Here is a 16,191-nt window from a genome sequence, read left to right on the forward strand (position 1 = left end):
GATTCTGTTTTGGAGGGGGCATGTTCACCCGGCGTACCTTTGTAAGCACGGCTGCCGCCACCGTATCATTCGGTGCTGAGAGGGCCCACGCTGCCCCGCTCAGGCAGCCCAACATCATCTTTATTATGGCTGACGATCTTGGTTATGCGGACCTGAGCTTTACCGGCCAGACAGAGTACGCCACGCCGCATATCGACAGTTTTGCGCAGCAGGGCTGTTTCTTTTCCGAGGCCTACGCCAATTCCTCGGTCTGCTCGCCCACGCGGATGGCTCTGGCCACGGGTCGATATCAATATAGGCTGCGTGGAGGCCTTGATGAGCCGATCGGTGCTGGAACGGACGATGTGGGCTTGCCTCCCGAACATCCGACCATTGCCTCGCTGCTGCGCCAGAGGGGATATCGAACTGCTCTCGTCGGAAAGTGGCATCTTGGGTCATCGCCAAATTTCAGCCCCCTAAAGAGTGGGTACGACCGCTTTTTCGGTGTTCACGGCGGCGGCGTCGACTATTTCACGCATAGCGGGTCTATGGCCGGCCCTGGCACGAGCGATCTCCGTGACGGCGATGAGATCATCAATCGCCACGGCTATCTCACCGATATTCTGACGGACCGCGCAATTGCGGAAATCGACTTGGCTGCCGTATCAAACAAGCCACTCTTCCTCAGCCTCCATTACACAGCGCCTCATTGGCCCTGGGAAGGGCCCGAGGATGAAGCGCTCGCAGCCAAGATCAAATCGCTTCTGCATTACGATGGCGGCACCGACTCTACATTTGCAGAGATGGTTCGATCTCTGGATGCCGGTGTCGGCCGGGTGCTTGCGACGCTGGAGGCCCGGGGGCTGACGCAAGACACGATCGTTGTATTCACGAGCGACAATGGGGGCGAGCGCTTTTCCAAGGTCTGGCCCTTCGACGGCATGAAAGGAGACCTTCTGGAAGGCGGCATCCGCGTACCGATGATGATGCGCTGGCCGGGCCAAATAATGGCCGGATCTCGTTGCGATCAGGTCGCCATGACAATGGACTTTCTGCCGACATTGCTGGCCGCCGGCGGCGGAGCCCCGCACCCCAGCTATCCGAGTGACGGCATGGACCTCCTCCCGGTTACCCGGGGTGCCAGTGCTTCAGCCGAACGCACGGTGTTCTGGCGATACAAAGCCGGCGAACAGGCTGCAGCACGGCGCGGCCAATGGAAAATGCTGCGAGTGAATGGCCGTGAATACCTCTTCGATCTCGTGAACGACAAGCCAGAGCGCGCGAACCTCAAGAACGCACATCCACAGATATTCGCAGAACTGAAGGAGGCGTGGCGGGAGTGGAACGAGACCATGCTCCCATATCCCGCAAACTCGCCAAGCTACACCACCAAAGGCAAGGGCCTTCTGGCCATACATGATTGATCCGCAAATCAAAAAACAACCCTGGGAGGGTGACATGAAATCCAAGAATTCGATTCGAACACTGGCTTCCGCATCATCCGCGATTGCCCTGATAATGGGGATACAGGCACCCGCTTCGGCGCAGGAGAGTGCCGAAAGCGCAACCGCTACGACCGATAATGCGCCGCAGCCTGCCGAGGCAATTGTTGTGACCGGAAGCCGCCTGGCTCGCGCCGGCTTTCAGGCGCCCACGCCGGTCACCGTTCTGGGGCAGGAAGAAATTGCACGGCAAGGCGCGGCGAACATCGGCGATGCGCTCAACCAGTTGCCGGCTTTCAGAGCGCAGTCGACGCCGGCTACCGCCGGCGTATCGCTTCAGAACGCCGGAGCTCAGCTTTCCGACCTTCGCGGTCTGGGGGCAAACCGTACGCTCGTGTTAGTGAATGGTAGGCGCTTCGTCTCGGGCACTGTGGCAGGCAACGCCCTGTCTCCGGCAGGCGCCGTCGATCTCAATATGATCCCCACCGCCCTGGTTGCGCGTTCGGAAGTCGTGACCGGCGGCGCTTCTGCCGCCTATGGCTCGGACGCGGTTGCCGGCGTGGTCAACCTGATCCTCGATGACAAGCTGGACGGGCTGCGAGGTTCGGCGCAGTTCGGCATGTCCGAGCGCGGCGACAACTTTGAGCGCTTCTTCTCACTTGCCGGGGGAACCAGCTTTGCCGGCGGCGCCGGGCATCTCGTGCTGGCGGGCGAATATGCCCAATCCGATGGCATCAAGAGTTGTTATGATCGTCCGTTCTGTGCGGCGGAATTTGCCCCGATCAGCAACCCCGCGCCGCAGACGAACGGTCTGCCAAGGCAGATACTGTTGCCCAACGCTCGGCCGGCATCGGCATCTTGGGGTGGGCTCATCGTCTCCGGGCCGCTGCGCGGCACCGAATTTGCCGATGACGGCACGACCTTCCGGCATGATTATGGCACCTATTATGGGGCGGGCCTGTTCCAGTCCGGCGGAAGCGCGGACCCTCGCAATGCCTATTTCGACAACTTTCCGTTGATGGCGCCGGTGGAGCGTTACTCTCTCTATGGCCAGTTGAGCTACGAGGTGGCGCCCGACATCAACTTCACGCTGGATGCTTCCTACGGCAGGGTGAAAGCGGAACTGGTCGGAACACAGACGCGCGACACGAGCATCACAATCCAGCGCGACAATGCCTTTCTGCCGGCGTCCGTCGTCGACAGCATGACGACTCTTGGGCTGGCATCATTCACCTTCGGCCGCATCGGCCAGGACCTTGGCCCCATGGTGGGCCGAACGGCGCGCGAGACTGCGCGGATCGCAGCGGGTCTCGATGGCAGGATTGGTTCTAACTGGTCGTGGGACGTGTACTATCAATACGGTCAGACAGACTACGCGCAGACGGCCGCCAACAATCGGATCAACGACAATTTCACTCGCGCAGTGGACGCAGTTCGCGCCGGTGACGGTTCAATCGTTTGCCGATCGACCCTGACTGACCCCTCCAATCCCCTCGTCCAGGGATGTTTACCGCTGAATCTTTTCGGCCAGAACAATTTCTCCGCGACCGCGAAGGCCTATTCCTACGGAACGGCGCAACAGAACACCAAGCTCACTCAGCACGTTGCTGCAGCGACACTGAGAGGCGATCTGTTCGAAGGCTGGGCAGGCCCCGTCCCGGTTGCCTTCGGCGCTGAATATCGGGTTGAAAGCGCTGAAGGAACCGCTGACCCTGTTTCGACCGCACTTCGCTTTTACACAAACCCTGGCTCCGGGATCACCGGTCCAGCAACCAAGGTGAAGGAAGCATTTGCCGAGGCAGCATTGCCGCTGGCTCGTGATCTGCCTCTTGTTCAAAGCCTTGAGGTCAATGGCGCGGTCCGCGTGACGGATTACTCGACAAGCGGCACGGTAACGACATGGAAGCTCGGCGGCGTCTGGGACGTATCCAGTCTCTTGCGTTTGCGGGCGACACGGTCGCGCGACATCCGCGCGCCGAATTTCTTCGAGCTTTACAGCCCGCCGAGCAGCTCGTTCCAGCGTATCGATGACGCTCGCTTCGGCGGTTCAAGCGCGCTCGTTCCTATTATCGTCGGCGGAAACGACCAATTGCGTCCAGAAACTGCCGACACGTTCACGGCCGGCATTGTCCTCTCGCCGATGGCCGGCTTGCGTATTGCCGCTGATTATTACGACATCAATTTGGAAGGGGCGATTTCTACACTGGGAGGCGGGACAATCGTCACGCGCTGCGAGCAGGGCGCGGCTGAATTCTGCGCGCTTGTTGATCGCGATCCCACTACACAGCAGCTGCTACGCGTCCGCAACGTCAATCTAAACGTGAATTCTCTCAAGGTCCGCGGCGTCGATTTCGAGATGAGTTATCGCACACCGCTCGGCGATGGGTCGCTGGACGTGCGTCTCCTTGGCACCCACGTGATTGATCTGATTACGGTGGATAGCGGCGGCCCCGTTGATCGGGCCGGCATGAACGGCGCGCCGACCTCCCAGACATCGGGCCTGCCTAGCTGGACCGTGACCGGCAACATAGGCTGGTCGAAAGGGCCTTTCGCTGTGCAATTGCAGGGTCGCTACCTTTCGAAGGGCTCGTACAACGCACAGCTGATCGGCCCAGAGCAGGAAGGATACAGCCCAACCGCGCCCAATAGCATCAGCGACAATGAAATCGGCGCACGGTTCTATCTGAACCTAACCTCGCAGATCACAGTTCATGAAGTAGGCCGGCAGAAGCTGGAATTGTTCGGTGTCATGAACAATCTTCTGGATACCCTGCCACCGGATAACACGCCTTCGAGCTCGGGTCCGGGCAATGCGGTACTCTATGATGTGATTGGCCGTGCCTACAAGATCGGCGTTCGCTTCGCTTACTAAGTCCCGGAAAAGGGTGGAAGTGGGGTGGCAAGTGAGTAACCTGCCGCCCCAAGAACCCACGGAGTATTTCTAGAGACCAACTGGCCATTAGGTTCGCGCCGAGGGGTGACACTGATGGGGCCCTGATGCTGCCCTTCGCCCTCATAGCCGACATTGGGCCGTGTAAAGCGGCTCCCTGAAACCTGCGCCGTCGTTCATGCGGTCGTCACTGAAGGATGTAGACTGACGTTGGCACAAAGCGGTCCGTCACGGTCGCTTGCGGGAAGGTCCGGCTACGCCGAAACCCGCCATCCGCGGAGCGGAGTAAGCTACCACTCCATCGCCAGATTGTCGGAAAACTTATCGGCGAAGAGGTCTATAGCTCCTGATCGTGACCGATGTTCTTCCGCATCGCGCAGCGGCTTTCTGGCGCGAAACCGGAAGTGACCTCCTGCGCCACCAAGCGACGAAGGCGGCTTTCGGAGGCTCGTTCTTCCAGGATCCTGAACCCCAATCGTTCGTAGTACGGAGCGTTCCAGGGAACATATCTAAAGGTGGTGAGAGTCAGCCCGGTGCAAGCCCGCCTTTGAGCATAGGCTTGTGCCGTGTCGATCAATTTCCGGCCGATCCCTTGTCTCTGATAATGCCTGACTACAGATACTTCGTTGATGTGCAGATCGCTTTCAAATTGCTCAGCCGCCAAGAAGCCCATCACCCGCTCACCTACGACGGCGACCCAGGCGCTTCGAGCTGCGATGAACTGCAGGTAGTATTGAGGAGGCTGCGGCTCCGCATCGGCCACCCAGGCAAGATCGGGATAACGTCTGAAGACAGATGCCGCCGAGCGCTCGACGTCCGGTAAGAAGTCGGCGTCCATAAAACTGGCGGTGCGGATGAGAAGGGGCATCGCGCGTAACTAGCCCGCCGCTAAAGCTGCTGGAAGCATCCTGAAATCGCCCCCGCGGAGGAAACGAGATCAGCCCTTCGTTCTGAGCCGCCTTCGCTAACGAAACATCGTGCACCGAGCCGAGGCCTGTTCTCGACGCCGGCCATTCAGCCAGCACACATAGAGCCAAGACCGATTGCCCGAGTTACGCACGCGTAAATATAAACCGCCGCCGTCGGAATAGATTCCAGGTTTCGTGAGTCGCTCCACCTGCTTGACGTTTAGTTTGTTCGAGTGCGCAGCCCATTATCAGCTACGAGAGCGGTCTCGCGGGATCAAGTCATGAAATTGGTCATAAAATCGGCTCGGTTGTACGCGTTTCTGACGAACTGGCGCGACACGCGATTTCACGAAAACCGCAGTTTTCTCAAATGCTGTGGGTTCGCATTAGGTTGAGGGGGATCGCTGAGGTTCAGGATCTGGCGGAGACGGAGGGATTCGAACCCTCGGTAGCCCCTTAAGGCTACGACGGTTTAGCAAACCGCTGGTTTCAGCCACTCACCCACGTCTCCGCGCTCACCGGGGGAAGTGGCGTCCCGTACCGGCTGAGAGCGGCCTATAAACAGGCTGTTCGTGCATGGCAACGCCCAGCGTCGCCTGTTTCTAGAAAGGCTGCAATTTATCGCGCCAACAAGCTCTGGTAGGCAGGCGTGACGGGGATCGCAAAATGATGCGACTCGACGCAGTGCCCGGCGGCGGTTTGGTGGCAACCGGACGCGAACCAACGCGGAACACGCGCCGCCGTTCCACCATCATTCATCGACTCGTCGTGTCCACTTTTCGACTCATCGCAGGGCTTGGCGCCGCGATTCGCTTGCGATGGGTCGCTCTGGTAGCCGCCGTGGCACTTCAAACGATATAGAACAGAGCAATCCTTGTCCGCTGACAAAACCAATTCCGGGGGTGTGATCGCACGTCTGCTGTCTCTCGCGCCCGAGCGGGAGATTTTTCTCCGCACTGGCGGACGCGTGCGCTTCATCCGTATCTCCACCCGCTTCCAGATCGTCGCTGCCAGCGCGCTGGCGGTGCTGGCTTTGCTCTGGGCCATCGGAACGTTTGCGATCCTGTGGAATCAGGCCAGCCTGCTTCTCGAGCGCGGCCATGTCGCGCGGGATCGGGCCGAGGTTCTCTCCCAGCAGGCCAAGGTGAAGGCCTATCGCGAGTCGGTGAACGATATCGCTCAGGATATCGAGCAGCGGCAGAAGGCCCTCGATGAACTGCTGCGCTCCAGCCTCGGCACGGGGATCGAAGAGGGCGGCGCAGGTGCGCCCGCTGACGGTCCGGAGGTCAGCAAGCCGCTGAGCGCGGCGTCCCCCGAGGCCTCGCGGCTGGAGGCGCTACGGCGTCATCAGGAAGTGCTCGAGACGCGCCTGGCTGGCGCGGTCGAACATCGCCTTGCGGCGGTCGAAAAGGCGATCCGCAGTTTCGGCCTCGATCCGGCCCGCATGGCGGTGCGCGAGCGGGGGCAGGGCGGTCCCTTCATTCCCGTCGCCTCGATTGTCGCCGACCAGCCGGAGCTGCGGGATATCGCCCTGCTGCTGACCCGTCTCAACACCATGGAAGCTGCGCTGGCGGCGATCCCTTCCGGCAAGCCGACGGCCGCGCCGATGACCACCAGTTCTTATGGCTATCGGCGTGACCCCTTCAACGGCAGCCTCGCGTTCCACGGCGGCATCGATTTCCGGGGACGCATGGGTCAGCCCATCCTCGCCGCCGCGCCCGGCACGGTGACCTTCGTCGGCACCAAGCATGGCTATGGCAATGTCGTGGAAGTCGACCATGGCAAGGGCCTCTCGACGCTCTATGCGCACCTCTCCGGCTTCAATGCCAAGCCGGGCCAGAAGGTGGCACGCGGCACCCAGATCGCGCGCATGGGATCCACGGGCCGTTCGACCGGCACGCATTTGCATTTCGAAGTCCATGTCCATGGCGCGGCCGTCAATCCGCGTCCCTTTCTGGAGGCACGCAGGGATGTTCTCGAAGTCCAGCAAACGGCCAAGCGGCGCGTCGCCGACAGTGGCAACCGGGGCTAAGCACACGCCGTTCTCGATCCTCGGCAGCGATGTCAGGATCACGGGCAATCTGGAAGCCAGCGTGGATCTGCACATCGATGGCACCATCGAGGGCGACATTGCCTGCGCGGCGCTGGTGCAAGGCGCCGAAAGTCGCATCGCCGGCCATGTGAAGGCCAAGAGCGCCCGGATCGGCGGCCTGATCGAGGGATCGATCACGGCGGAGGAGCTGGTGGTGGAGGCGACAGCCCGGATCACCGGTGATGTGAGCTATGAGCGCATCACCATCGCCACCGGCGGCCAGATCGACGGGCGCATGACGCATAGCGGCCAGCCGACCGAACTCAAGCTGATCAAGAGCGATGTCGGGTAAGTGAGCAGGAGGCCGGGGCTAACCCCTCCGATCAGCGCTCGCGTGTGGCGCTGAAACTGATGTCCGGGTTGCGCTCGGCCTGATAGCCCACATCCCATGCCGATCTGGCGAGGAAGACGGGGTTCTCGTCGCGGTCCTTGGCCATGCTCGTCCGATTGATGCTGGCGAAGTCTTCCAGCTTCTTGGTCTCGCCGGTCAGCCAGCGGGCCGTGTCGAACGGCGCCGGTTCCAGCACCGCGCCGACCTTATATTCCGCCTCCAGCCGGCTGATCAGCACATCGAGCTGCAGCTGGCCGACGACGCCGATGATCCACTGGCTCCCGATCTCGGGATAGAAAACCTGGATCACGCCCTCCTCGGAGAGGTCGTCCAGCGCCTTGCGCAATTGCTTGGTCTTGGTCGGATCCTTGAGCGCGATGCGGCGCAGGATTTCCGGCGCGAAATTGGGCAGGCCGGTGAAGCGCACGTCCGCTTTCTCACTCAGCGTGTCGCCCACGCGCAGCGTGCCGTGATTGGGGATGCCGATGATGTCGCCGGGGAATGCCTCGTCGGCAATCTCGCGGTCCTGCGCGAAGAACAGGATCGGGGAGTGGACGGCGATCGGCTTGCCGCTGCCGGAGGGTGTGAGCTTCATGCCGCGGCGGAACTTGCCCGAGCACAGGCGCATGAAGGCAATGCGGTCGCGGTGCTGCGGGTCCATATTCGCCTGCACCTTGAAGATGAAGCCGGTCACATCGCTGCGCTCGGGCTCGACCGGCGCGGGCTCGGCCGGTTGGGTGCGGGGCGGCGGGGCGTGGGCGGCGAGCGCATCGATCAACTCGCCGACACCAAAGCGCTTGAGGGCGGAGCCGAAATAGACCGGCGTCAGATCGCCATGGCGATAGGCGGTCAGGTCGAACGCGGCATAACCAGCCTGCGCCAGTTCGGCCTCTTCCCGCAGGCGCGCAAGACCTGCGGCGGAAAGGACGGTGGTGAGCTTTTCGTCGTCCAGGCCGGTGAGCTGGGTGAAGCTGCCGTCGAATTCCTTGCTCGGGCCGACCGGCTGGTAGAGCCGGTTGGTGGCAAAATCGTAGATGCCCTCAAACTCGCCGCCCATGCCGACCGGCCAGCTCATCGGGCAGACATCCAGCGCGAGCGCGTCGGCCACTTCGTCCAGCAGCGAGAAGCTGTCGCGCCCCTCGCGGTCCACCTTGTTGACGAAGGTGATGATCGGCACGTTGCGCAGGCGGCAGACCTCGAAGAGCTTGCGCGTTTGCGGCTCGATGCCCTTGGCAGCGTCGATGACCATCACGGCGCTGTCGACGGCGGTCAGGGTGCGGTAGGTGTCTTCCGAGAAGTCCTCGTGTCCCGGCGTATCGAGCAGGTTGAAGGTGATCACGCTGCCATCGGGCTGGGTGCGCTCGAAGGTCATGACCGAGCTGGTCACCGAGATGCCGCGCTGCTGCTCGATCTTCATCCAGTCCGAGCGTGCGCGCCGGTTCGCCCCGCGCGCCTTCACTTCGCCGGCGAGGTGAATGGCGCCGCCGGCGAGCAGCAGCTTTTCGGTGAGTGTCGTCTTGCCCGCGTCCGGGTGGGAAATGATCGCGAACGTGCGGCGGGAAGGGATCGTCATAGCAAGCGTCTAATCCAGGGAGCGAGCGCGCCGGGCGTGGTCGGGCCGGCACCAAATGTGGCGCTGCTATAGGGGCTGGGGCGGCGATCCTGCAAGGCGCGGCTTTGCACAGGGCGAGCGTGGCGTGGGGCACCGAAGGCGCGCGCTCTTCCTATCCGCGCACGAGCGGGCTGCATGGTGTTTCAGTCCTAGCTTGCACCAAGGGGGTTGACGTGCTGCCGGTAATCGATTGTACTGAAAGCCGGTTGATAGACGTAAATCGGGACGCCCCGCGTCGCCGATGACCGTAGCATTTCGGTAACACTCCACCATAAACTGGTCTGCGCGCGCATCGTGCGTTGGACATTGTCATGCATCTCTCTATGCAATCGATTGCTCGATTTTGTTTTTTGCAGGAGATGGATGATGAAGCGGCTTCACGCCGGTGTTGCGGTTTTGGCACTGATGGCTGTCATGGGTGCAGCGCCAGTTCGCGCACAGCAGACCACCACAAACAGTGTTGATACCGCGCCTGACGAAATCATCGTCACCGCTCAGAAGTCCGGTGTGCAGGCGCTGCAGGAAGTGCCGCTCGCCATCCAGGCGTTCAGCGGTGAGGACCTCAAGGAGCGCAACATCAACAATATCGCGGACCTCGCCACGGCGATTCCGGGTATTTCCGAGAGCCAGCGCCAGTCGGTCGCTTCGCGCTCGTTCAGCATCCGCGGCGCCGGCGCCGGCGCTGCCAATGGCGACTCGGCCATCGGCTATTATGTCGACGACGTGCCGTTCGTGGTCACCAACTTCGGCATTGCGCCGCCGATCCGCTTCCTCGACCTCGACCGCGTCGAGGTTCTGCGCGGTCCGCAGGGCACGCTCTATGGCCAGGGTTCGGCCGGCGGTGTGTTCATCTTCCACACCCGCGATCCTGACCTGACCGAGATCAAGTTCGCTGCCGAGGCGCAGGCCTCTCAGACGCGCGGGGCCGGTGGCCTCAACTATGGCGTCGCGGGCGTCGTCTCCGTCCCGATCATCAAGGATGTGCTTGCTGTCCGCGTCAGCGGTGGCCACTCCTATAATCCGGGCTGGGCGGACGAATATTATGGTGCGTTCGACGGCACGCCGGATCGCAAGGGCGTGAACGAGGTGCGCGACGACGACATTCGCGTGGTCGCGCTGTTCCGTCCGGTCGACAACCTGAATATCCGCGCGCAGTACTGGCATTTCCGTCCGCGCCAGCAGTTTCTGGGCGGTCTCGCCTCGACCCAGCCGCCTTATTACGCGAACACGGCGGCGCAGCCGAGCTTCGGCAATGGCGACTTCAAGCTTTACAGCCTGTCGGCCGGCCTGGACTTCGATACCTTCTCGATCTCCAGCGCCACCACTTATCTCAAGGGCAATTTCGGCATTTACGTGCCGATCGCGCCGGCGGGTGCCTTCTCGAGCCAGTTCTTCCCGGACATGTTCAGCCAGGAAGTGCGAATCAACTCCACGACCGACGGTCCGTTCCACTGGCTGCTCGGCGGCGCCTATCAGGACGGCAGCGGCCCGCAGGAAAACTATCTGCGCATTCCCGTTGCGGGCATCGACACCAATGCCGACAACAACACCATCACCAAGAACTGGGCGGTGTATGGCGAACTGGGTTACGACCTGTTCGATGGCAAGCTGCGTCCCCGGGTTGGCCTGCGCTATTATCATGACAAGCGCACGTTCGAAGACGCCAACACGACGAACACGAACAAGAAGAACGTGACGACCTGGCGCGTCAACCTCTCCTATGTGCCCAATGATGATCTGACGGTGTTCGCTACGGCGGCGACCGGCTTCCGTCCAGGCATCGTGCAGTCGCAGATCCAGGCGGACCTGCTTGCGGACGTCGGCATCCCTGCCGGCACCCAGACCCGTCCCGAAAGCTCGACCAACTATGAGGCCGGCATCAAGTGGCGCTCGCCCGATCGCACGCTCAACGTCGGGTTGAACTTCTACGTCAACAAGCTCGAGGACATGCTGACGCCGACGCCGACGCTGGACGCGAACGTCTCTGGCTTCTCGAACTTCGGTGACGGCACCAGCAAGGGCGTCGATATCGAGATGCGCTGGCGGACGCCTCTGGACGGGCTGACGCTGAGCGCAGTCGCGAACATCAACCAGGGCAAGTATGACACGGTCGATCCCGCCGTGCAGGCGCGCCTGCCGTACCTGCGTCCCGGTACGCGGCTGGTCAACACGCTCGAGGAAAACGCCCGCGTGGATGCGACCTATGAGACATCGCTTGGCGGTGACCTCAACGGCCTGTTCAACGTCGCATGGACCTACAATGGCAACCGCCTGCAGACCAACGGCGAGTATGTGAAGGCCTATAGCGTATACAGCGCCAATATCGGCCTGCGGTACAAGGCCTATGATCTGACGCTGTTCGGCGAAAATCTCGGCGATTATGACGGGGCTGTGCTCACGCTCAACACCTCCAGCATCCGGGTGACGCCGCGCACGATCGGCCTGCGGTTGCGCGTCAACTATCAGTGATCCTGCCACGGGCGTGATGACACGCCCGGCAGTCAGACGAAAAGGGCGGGCGCGGCGAAGGCTGCGCCCGCCTTATTTTTGGGGCTATCCGCCGGCAGAGATCGTGCAAAGCGGCGGGAACCAGATGGCAGGGATCGCAATTCTGCAGGCACCGCAGCTGTTGCGGTCGGAGACACGGTCATCATGAACAGGCTTATCCGCGCCGCCCTTCTCAGCGCCGTCCTTGCGGCAACTCCCGCGCTTGCGCAGAACGAGCCCGAGAAAGAGGACAAGACAGCGCAGAAAGCGGGCGAGATCGTGACGCAGCCCGCGCGGGACGTGGGCATCGAGAAAACGAAAATCCCCGAGGTGCTGGCCCGCGCTGTCGAGCAGCCTTATGCGCCGGCCGGCAAGGGTTGCCGCGCGGTGATCGACCAGATCGCCGAGCTGAATGCGGTGCTGGGCCCGGACTTTGATGCCAACAGCAAGGCCAATGAGAACAAGTTCGGCAACCTCGCGGCCGCCGGTGGCGCGGCGATCGTCAATTCGATCATTCCGTTCCGGGGCCTCGTTCGTGAAGTGAGCGGCGCGGCAGGGGCCGAGCGTCGCCTGCAGGCTGCCATCAACGGTGGCGTCGCGCGCCGGGGCTATCTGCGCGGGCTGGCGGTCAGCCGAGGCTGCAAGCTGCCCGTGCCGCCGGCGCCCGCTCCAGCCGAGGAGGAGAAGCGGAAAGCGGACTGATCGCCCGCGTTTCCGCCGCTCCTTTGTTCTTATCCGCGCAGAGTTGCGCCCTGTTTAGCCGCAGCAGCCACTACGCGATCAGCGATGGCCTTCAGCTCTTCATCCGTGAAGCTCTTCTCGCCGGGCTGCAGAGTCACTTCCACCGCGAGGCTCTTCTGGCCTCCCGGCACGCCCTGCCCGGCGAAGAGATCGAACAGGCGCGCATCGACGATGGCGTTCTTGTCCGCCCCCCGCACGGCGCGCACCAGCGCGTCGGCTTCCAGATCGGCTGGCACGAGGAAGGCAAAATCGCGCGTGACGGCCTGCAAGGCCGGCGGCGCATAGGCCGTGCGCATGAATGTGGTCTTCTTCGGCACCGGGATCGCATCGAGGTGGATTTCCGCTGCGACGACCGTGCCATCGAGATCGAAGGCGCGGGCGAGGCGGGGGTGCAACACGCCATAAGCGGCAAGCACATTTTTGGGGCCGAGGCGCAGCGTGCCGGACTGGCCGGGATGATAGGCATCGCCAGCCTCGCCCATCATCTGCAGGCGTCCGGCAGGCGCACCGGCGGCCGCCAGCAGCGCAATGACCTCCGCCTTGATGTCGAAGGCATCGAACGGGCGGGCCTTGCCGCCCTGCCAGCCGCGCGGGCTTTTTTCGCCGGCCATCAGGATGCCGAGGGTCAGCTTCTCGTCGCTGCTGCCATCATCGGCGCGGAAATAGCGCCGGCCGATCTCGAACAGGCGGATCGAGGATGCGCCACGATCGGCATTGCGTCGCGCGGCGGAGAGCAATCCGGCGAGCAGCGTCGGCCGCATCACCTTCATGTCTTCGCTGATCGGGTTGGCGAGCGTCCAGTCGCCGCCACCAAAGGGCGCGGCTTCGCTTTCAGAAATGAAGGACCAGTTGATCGCCTCGTTAAGGCCGCGAGCGGCAGCCGCGCGACGGGCGCGGCGCTCGATGAGCTGCAGCGGCGTTGCGGTCGGGCGGGCGACCCCCGGTGTGCGGGGCAGGGGCACGGACGGGACATTGTCCAGCCCTTCGATCCGCACGACTTCCTCGACGATGTCGGCGGTGCCGTGGATATCGCGGCGCCATGTCGGGATGGTGATCCGCCAGTTGGCGCCGGCCTCTACGGTGAAGCCGAGCGCCGCGAGGATCGCCTGCTGGCGCTCCGCGCTCACCGTCATGCCGGCCAGCGCATCGACCATGTCGGGCCGATAGCCCTCGATGACGCGCGGCTCCGCCGGCGGAGTGCCGGCGCGCGTCGCCTCGGTGGGCGTGCCGCCGCACAAGGCGAGGACCAGTCGCGTCGCGATGTCCAGGCCCTCATCGAGGAACGCCGGGTCCACACCGCGCTCGAAGCGCTGGCGGGCATCGGAGGTGAGGCTGAGCGCCTGACCGGTCCGCGCGATGCTCTCGGGCGTGAAATAGGCGCATTCGATCAGCACATCGCTGGTGCTCTCCTGCGCGCCGCTATGCTCGCCGCCCATGATGCCGCCGATATCGTGAACGGCGGAGGCATCCGCGATCACCGTCATGCCCTCGGCCAGCGTATAGGTCTTGCCGTTGAGCGCGAGCACCTGCTCACCAGCCTTCGCCTTGCGGGCGACGAGGCCGCCATCGAGGCGGGCCATGTCATAGACATGCAGCGGGCGGCCCAGGCCGATCATGACGAAGTTGGTGATGTCCACCAGCGCGCTGATGGGTTTCTGGCCGATGGCCTTGAGGCGCCGCTGCAGCCATTCCGGGGAGGCGCCGTTGCGCACGCCGCGCACGGCGCGGGCATAGAAAGCCGGGCAGCCATCGGCATCGTCCGTGCGCACGTCCGGGCCTGCGCCCTGCGCGTCGATCGCCGGGAGCTGTCCGATGATGTCATCGAGCGGCCGCAGCGTGCCGAGGCCCTTGGCAGCGAGATCGCGCGCGATGCCGCGCACACCCATGCAATCCTGCCGGTTGGGCGTGACCGAGACCTCGATGACCGGATCGTCAAGCTGCGCATAGTCGGCAAAGCGCGTGCCGATGGGCGCGTCGGCGGGCAGCTCGATGATGCCCTCATGATCTTCGCCCAGCTCCAGCTCGCGCGTGGAGCACATCATGCCGTTGGATTCGACGCCGCGAATGGCCGCGACCCGCAGCACCATGCCATTGGCCGGCACCGTGGCGCCGGGCAGGCCGAACACGCCGACCAGACCGGCGCGGGCATTGGGGGCGCCGCAGACGACCTGCAGCGCGCCGTCGCCGGCATCGACGCTCAGCACCTGCAGCTTGTCGGCCTGCGGATGCGGCGCGGCCGTGAGCACCTTTGCGACGCGGAAGCCATCGAGCTTCTCGGCGGGGTTTTCGACGCCCTCGACCTCAAGGCCGATATCGTTGAGCGCGCGCAGGATTTCCTCCAGCGAGGCGCTGGTGTCGAGATGGTCCTTGAGCCAGGAGAGGGTGAACTTCATGCGCGGGCTCCGGGATTGCCGGTAAGATCAAACCCGTGCTCCTGCGAAGGCAGGAGCCCAGGGCGGCGAAGGACGGCGGTTGCGCCCTGGGTTCCTGCTTTCGCAGGAACACGAACTCGCAAGAAATGGCTCATGCGCCCACTCCTCCGCTCAGCGTAGGCACATCCAGTGCGGAGAAGCCGTAATGGCGCAACCAGCGCAGATCGCCGTCGAAGAAGGCGCGCAGGTCGTTCATGCCATATTTGAGCATGGCGAGGCGGTCGACGCCGGTGCCGAAGGCGAAGCCCTGCCATTCGGCGGGATCGAGCCCGCAATTGCGGATGACATTGGGGTGGACCATGCCGCTGCCGAGCACTTCCATCCAGCCGCCATTCTCGGCATCGCCGCTGCCGCCGATGACGCGCTGGCCCTTCTCGATGGTGTAGCCCACGTCCACTTCCACCGAAGGCTCGGTGAAGGGAAAGTAGCTGGGGCGCAGGCGCAGGACGATGTCCTCACGCTCGAAGAACGCCTTGAGGAAGGTCTCCAGCGTCCATTTGAGGTGCCCGAGGTGAATACCCTTGTCGATCACCAGACCCTCGATCTGGTGGAACATCGGCGTGTGGGTCGCGTCGCTGTCCGAGCGGTAGACGCGGCCGGGCGCGATGATGCGGATCGGCGGCGGCGTGCTCGTCATGGTGCGGATCTGCACTGGCGAGGTGTGGGTGCGCAGCAACATCGCGGCCGGATTGCCATCGCCGCCGGTCGCGCGGGCATTGTCGCCGAAGTAGAAGGTGTCGTGCATCGCGCGGGCGGGGTGCGTCTCGGGGATGTTGAGCGCAGTGAAGTTGCGCCAGTCATCCTCGATCTCCCGGCCGGTAGCGACCGCGAAGCCCAGATCGGCGAAGATCTCGGCCAGCTCGTCCATCACCTGGCTGACGGGGTGAATGCTGCCCGGCGGGGGCAGGTCTACCGGCAGCGTCATGTCCAGCGTCTCGGAGGCGAGGCGGGCATCGAGCGCCGCGGTTTCGAGCGCGGTCTTGCGGGCGGCGATGGCGCTCGTCACGCTTTCGCGCAGGTCGTGGATCGCGGGGCCTTGCTGCTGGCGCTCTTCCGGACTCATCCGCCCCAGCGTCTTTAGCAGGGCGGTGATGGCGCCGCTCTTGCCCAGCGCGCTGACGCGCAGCGCTTCCACGGCATCGAGGGTGTCGGCGGCGGCGATGTCGGCGATGAGGCCGTCCTTGAGGGATGTGACGTCGGTCATGGCCGCGTCCGCTAGCCTAATTCACCGCAAACGAAAAGGGCGCCGGCACGCCGACGCCCTTTCCTTTGATGGT

Annotated in this window: 11 protein-coding genes and 1 tRNA gene; 6 read left to right on the forward strand and 6 right to left on the reverse strand. The window is 63.4% G+C overall.

Annotated elements, in window-relative coordinates; genetic code table 11:
• Positions 1 to 20: 20 nt before the first annotated feature.
• Positions 21 to 1,403 (forward strand): sulfatase-like hydrolase/transferase, encoded by a 1,383-nt coding sequence (locus M2332_RS12110; protein ID WP_264574232.1) that lies wholly within the window; start codon positions 21 to 23, stop codon positions 1,401 to 1,403.
• Positions 1,396 to 4,293, forward strand: a complete 2,898-nt coding sequence (locus tag M2332_RS12115) for a TonB-dependent receptor plug domain-containing protein (RefSeq protein ID WP_264574233.1) — start codon at positions 1,396 to 1,398, stop codon at positions 4,291 to 4,293. The genes M2332_RS12110 and M2332_RS12115 overlap by 8 nt, the downstream gene beginning before the upstream one ends.
• A gap of 355 nt (positions 4,294 to 4,648) precedes the next feature.
• Here the strand turns inward: M2332_RS12115 and M2332_RS12120 are convergent, their stop codons facing one another.
• From M2332_RS12120 to M2332_RS12125, 3 genes are all read right to left on the reverse strand, one after another.
• Complete coding sequence (locus M2332_RS12120) at positions 4,649 to 5,179, reverse strand: GNAT family N-acetyltransferase (RefSeq protein WP_264574234.1); 531 nt, start codon at positions 5,177 to 5,179, stop codon at positions 4,649 to 4,651.
• A gap of 96 nt (positions 5,180 to 5,275) precedes the next feature.
• Complete coding sequence (locus tag M2332_RS16665) at positions 5,276 to 5,428, reverse strand: Arm DNA-binding domain-containing protein (RefSeq protein ID WP_413715959.1); 153 nt, start codon at positions 5,426 to 5,428, stop codon at positions 5,276 to 5,278.
• A gap of 210 nt (positions 5,429 to 5,638) precedes the next feature.
• Positions 5,639 to 5,730 (reverse strand) — tRNA-Ser (locus M2332_RS12125).
• Between the two features lie 363 nt (positions 5,731 to 6,093).
• On the opposite strand from M2332_RS12125, the gene M2332_RS12130 reads away from it, so the two are divergent.
• Positions 6,094 to 7,251 carry a M23 family metallopeptidase gene (locus M2332_RS12130; protein WP_264574235.1) on the forward strand — a complete coding sequence of 386 codons (1,158 nt, stop codon included), beginning with the start codon at positions 6,094 to 6,096 and terminating at the stop codon, positions 7,249 to 7,251.
• Complete coding sequence (locus M2332_RS12135; RefSeq protein ID WP_264571390.1) at positions 7,190 to 7,603, forward strand: bactofilin family protein; 414 nt, start codon at positions 7,190 to 7,192, stop codon at positions 7,601 to 7,603. The genes M2332_RS12130 and M2332_RS12135 overlap by 62 nt, the downstream gene beginning before the upstream one ends.
• 31 nt (positions 7,604 to 7,634) lie before the next feature.
• Here the strand turns inward: M2332_RS12135 and M2332_RS12140 are convergent, their stop codons facing one another.
• On the reverse strand, positions 7,635 to 9,215 hold the full coding sequence (locus M2332_RS12140; RefSeq protein WP_264574236.1) for a peptide chain release factor 3: 1,581 nt from the start codon (positions 9,213 to 9,215) through the stop codon (positions 7,635 to 7,637).
• A 402-nt stretch (positions 9,216 to 9,617) separates the two neighbouring features.
• Here M2332_RS12140 and M2332_RS12145 point away from each other — a divergent pair, with 402 nt between their 5' ends.
• Both M2332_RS12145 and M2332_RS12150 read left to right on the forward strand, forming a co-directional pair.
• Entirely contained in the window at positions 9,618 to 11,723 is a 2,106-nt protein-coding gene (locus M2332_RS12145; RefSeq protein WP_181560731.1) for a TonB-dependent receptor, read from the forward strand.
• Positions 11,724 to 11,906: 183 nt separating this feature from the next.
• Positions 11,907 to 12,443, forward strand: coding sequence for a hypothetical protein (locus M2332_RS12150; protein WP_264574237.1), 537 nt, complete (start codon positions 11,907 to 11,909; stop codon positions 12,441 to 12,443).
• Between the two features lie 29 nt (positions 12,444 to 12,472).
• Here the strand turns inward: M2332_RS12150 and pheT are convergent, their stop codons facing one another.
• Together pheT and pheS are read right to left on the reverse strand one after the other, a co-directional pair.
• Positions 12,473 to 14,875 carry a phenylalanine--tRNA ligase subunit beta gene (gene pheT, locus M2332_RS12155; protein ID WP_264574238.1) on the reverse strand — a complete coding sequence of 801 codons (2,403 nt, stop codon included), beginning with the start codon at positions 14,873 to 14,875 and terminating at the stop codon, positions 12,473 to 12,475.
• A 130-nt stretch (positions 14,876 to 15,005) separates the two neighbouring features.
• Entirely contained in the window at positions 15,006 to 16,118 is a 1,113-nt protein-coding gene (pheS, locus tag M2332_RS12160) for a phenylalanine--tRNA ligase subunit alpha (RefSeq protein WP_264574239.1), read from the reverse strand.
• Between the last annotated feature and the right edge of the window lie 73 nt (positions 16,119 to 16,191).

This window comes from Sphingobium sp. B11D3A (assembly GCF_025961695.1).
Lineage (GTDB): Bacteria > Pseudomonadota > Alphaproteobacteria > Sphingomonadales > Sphingomonadaceae > Sphingobium.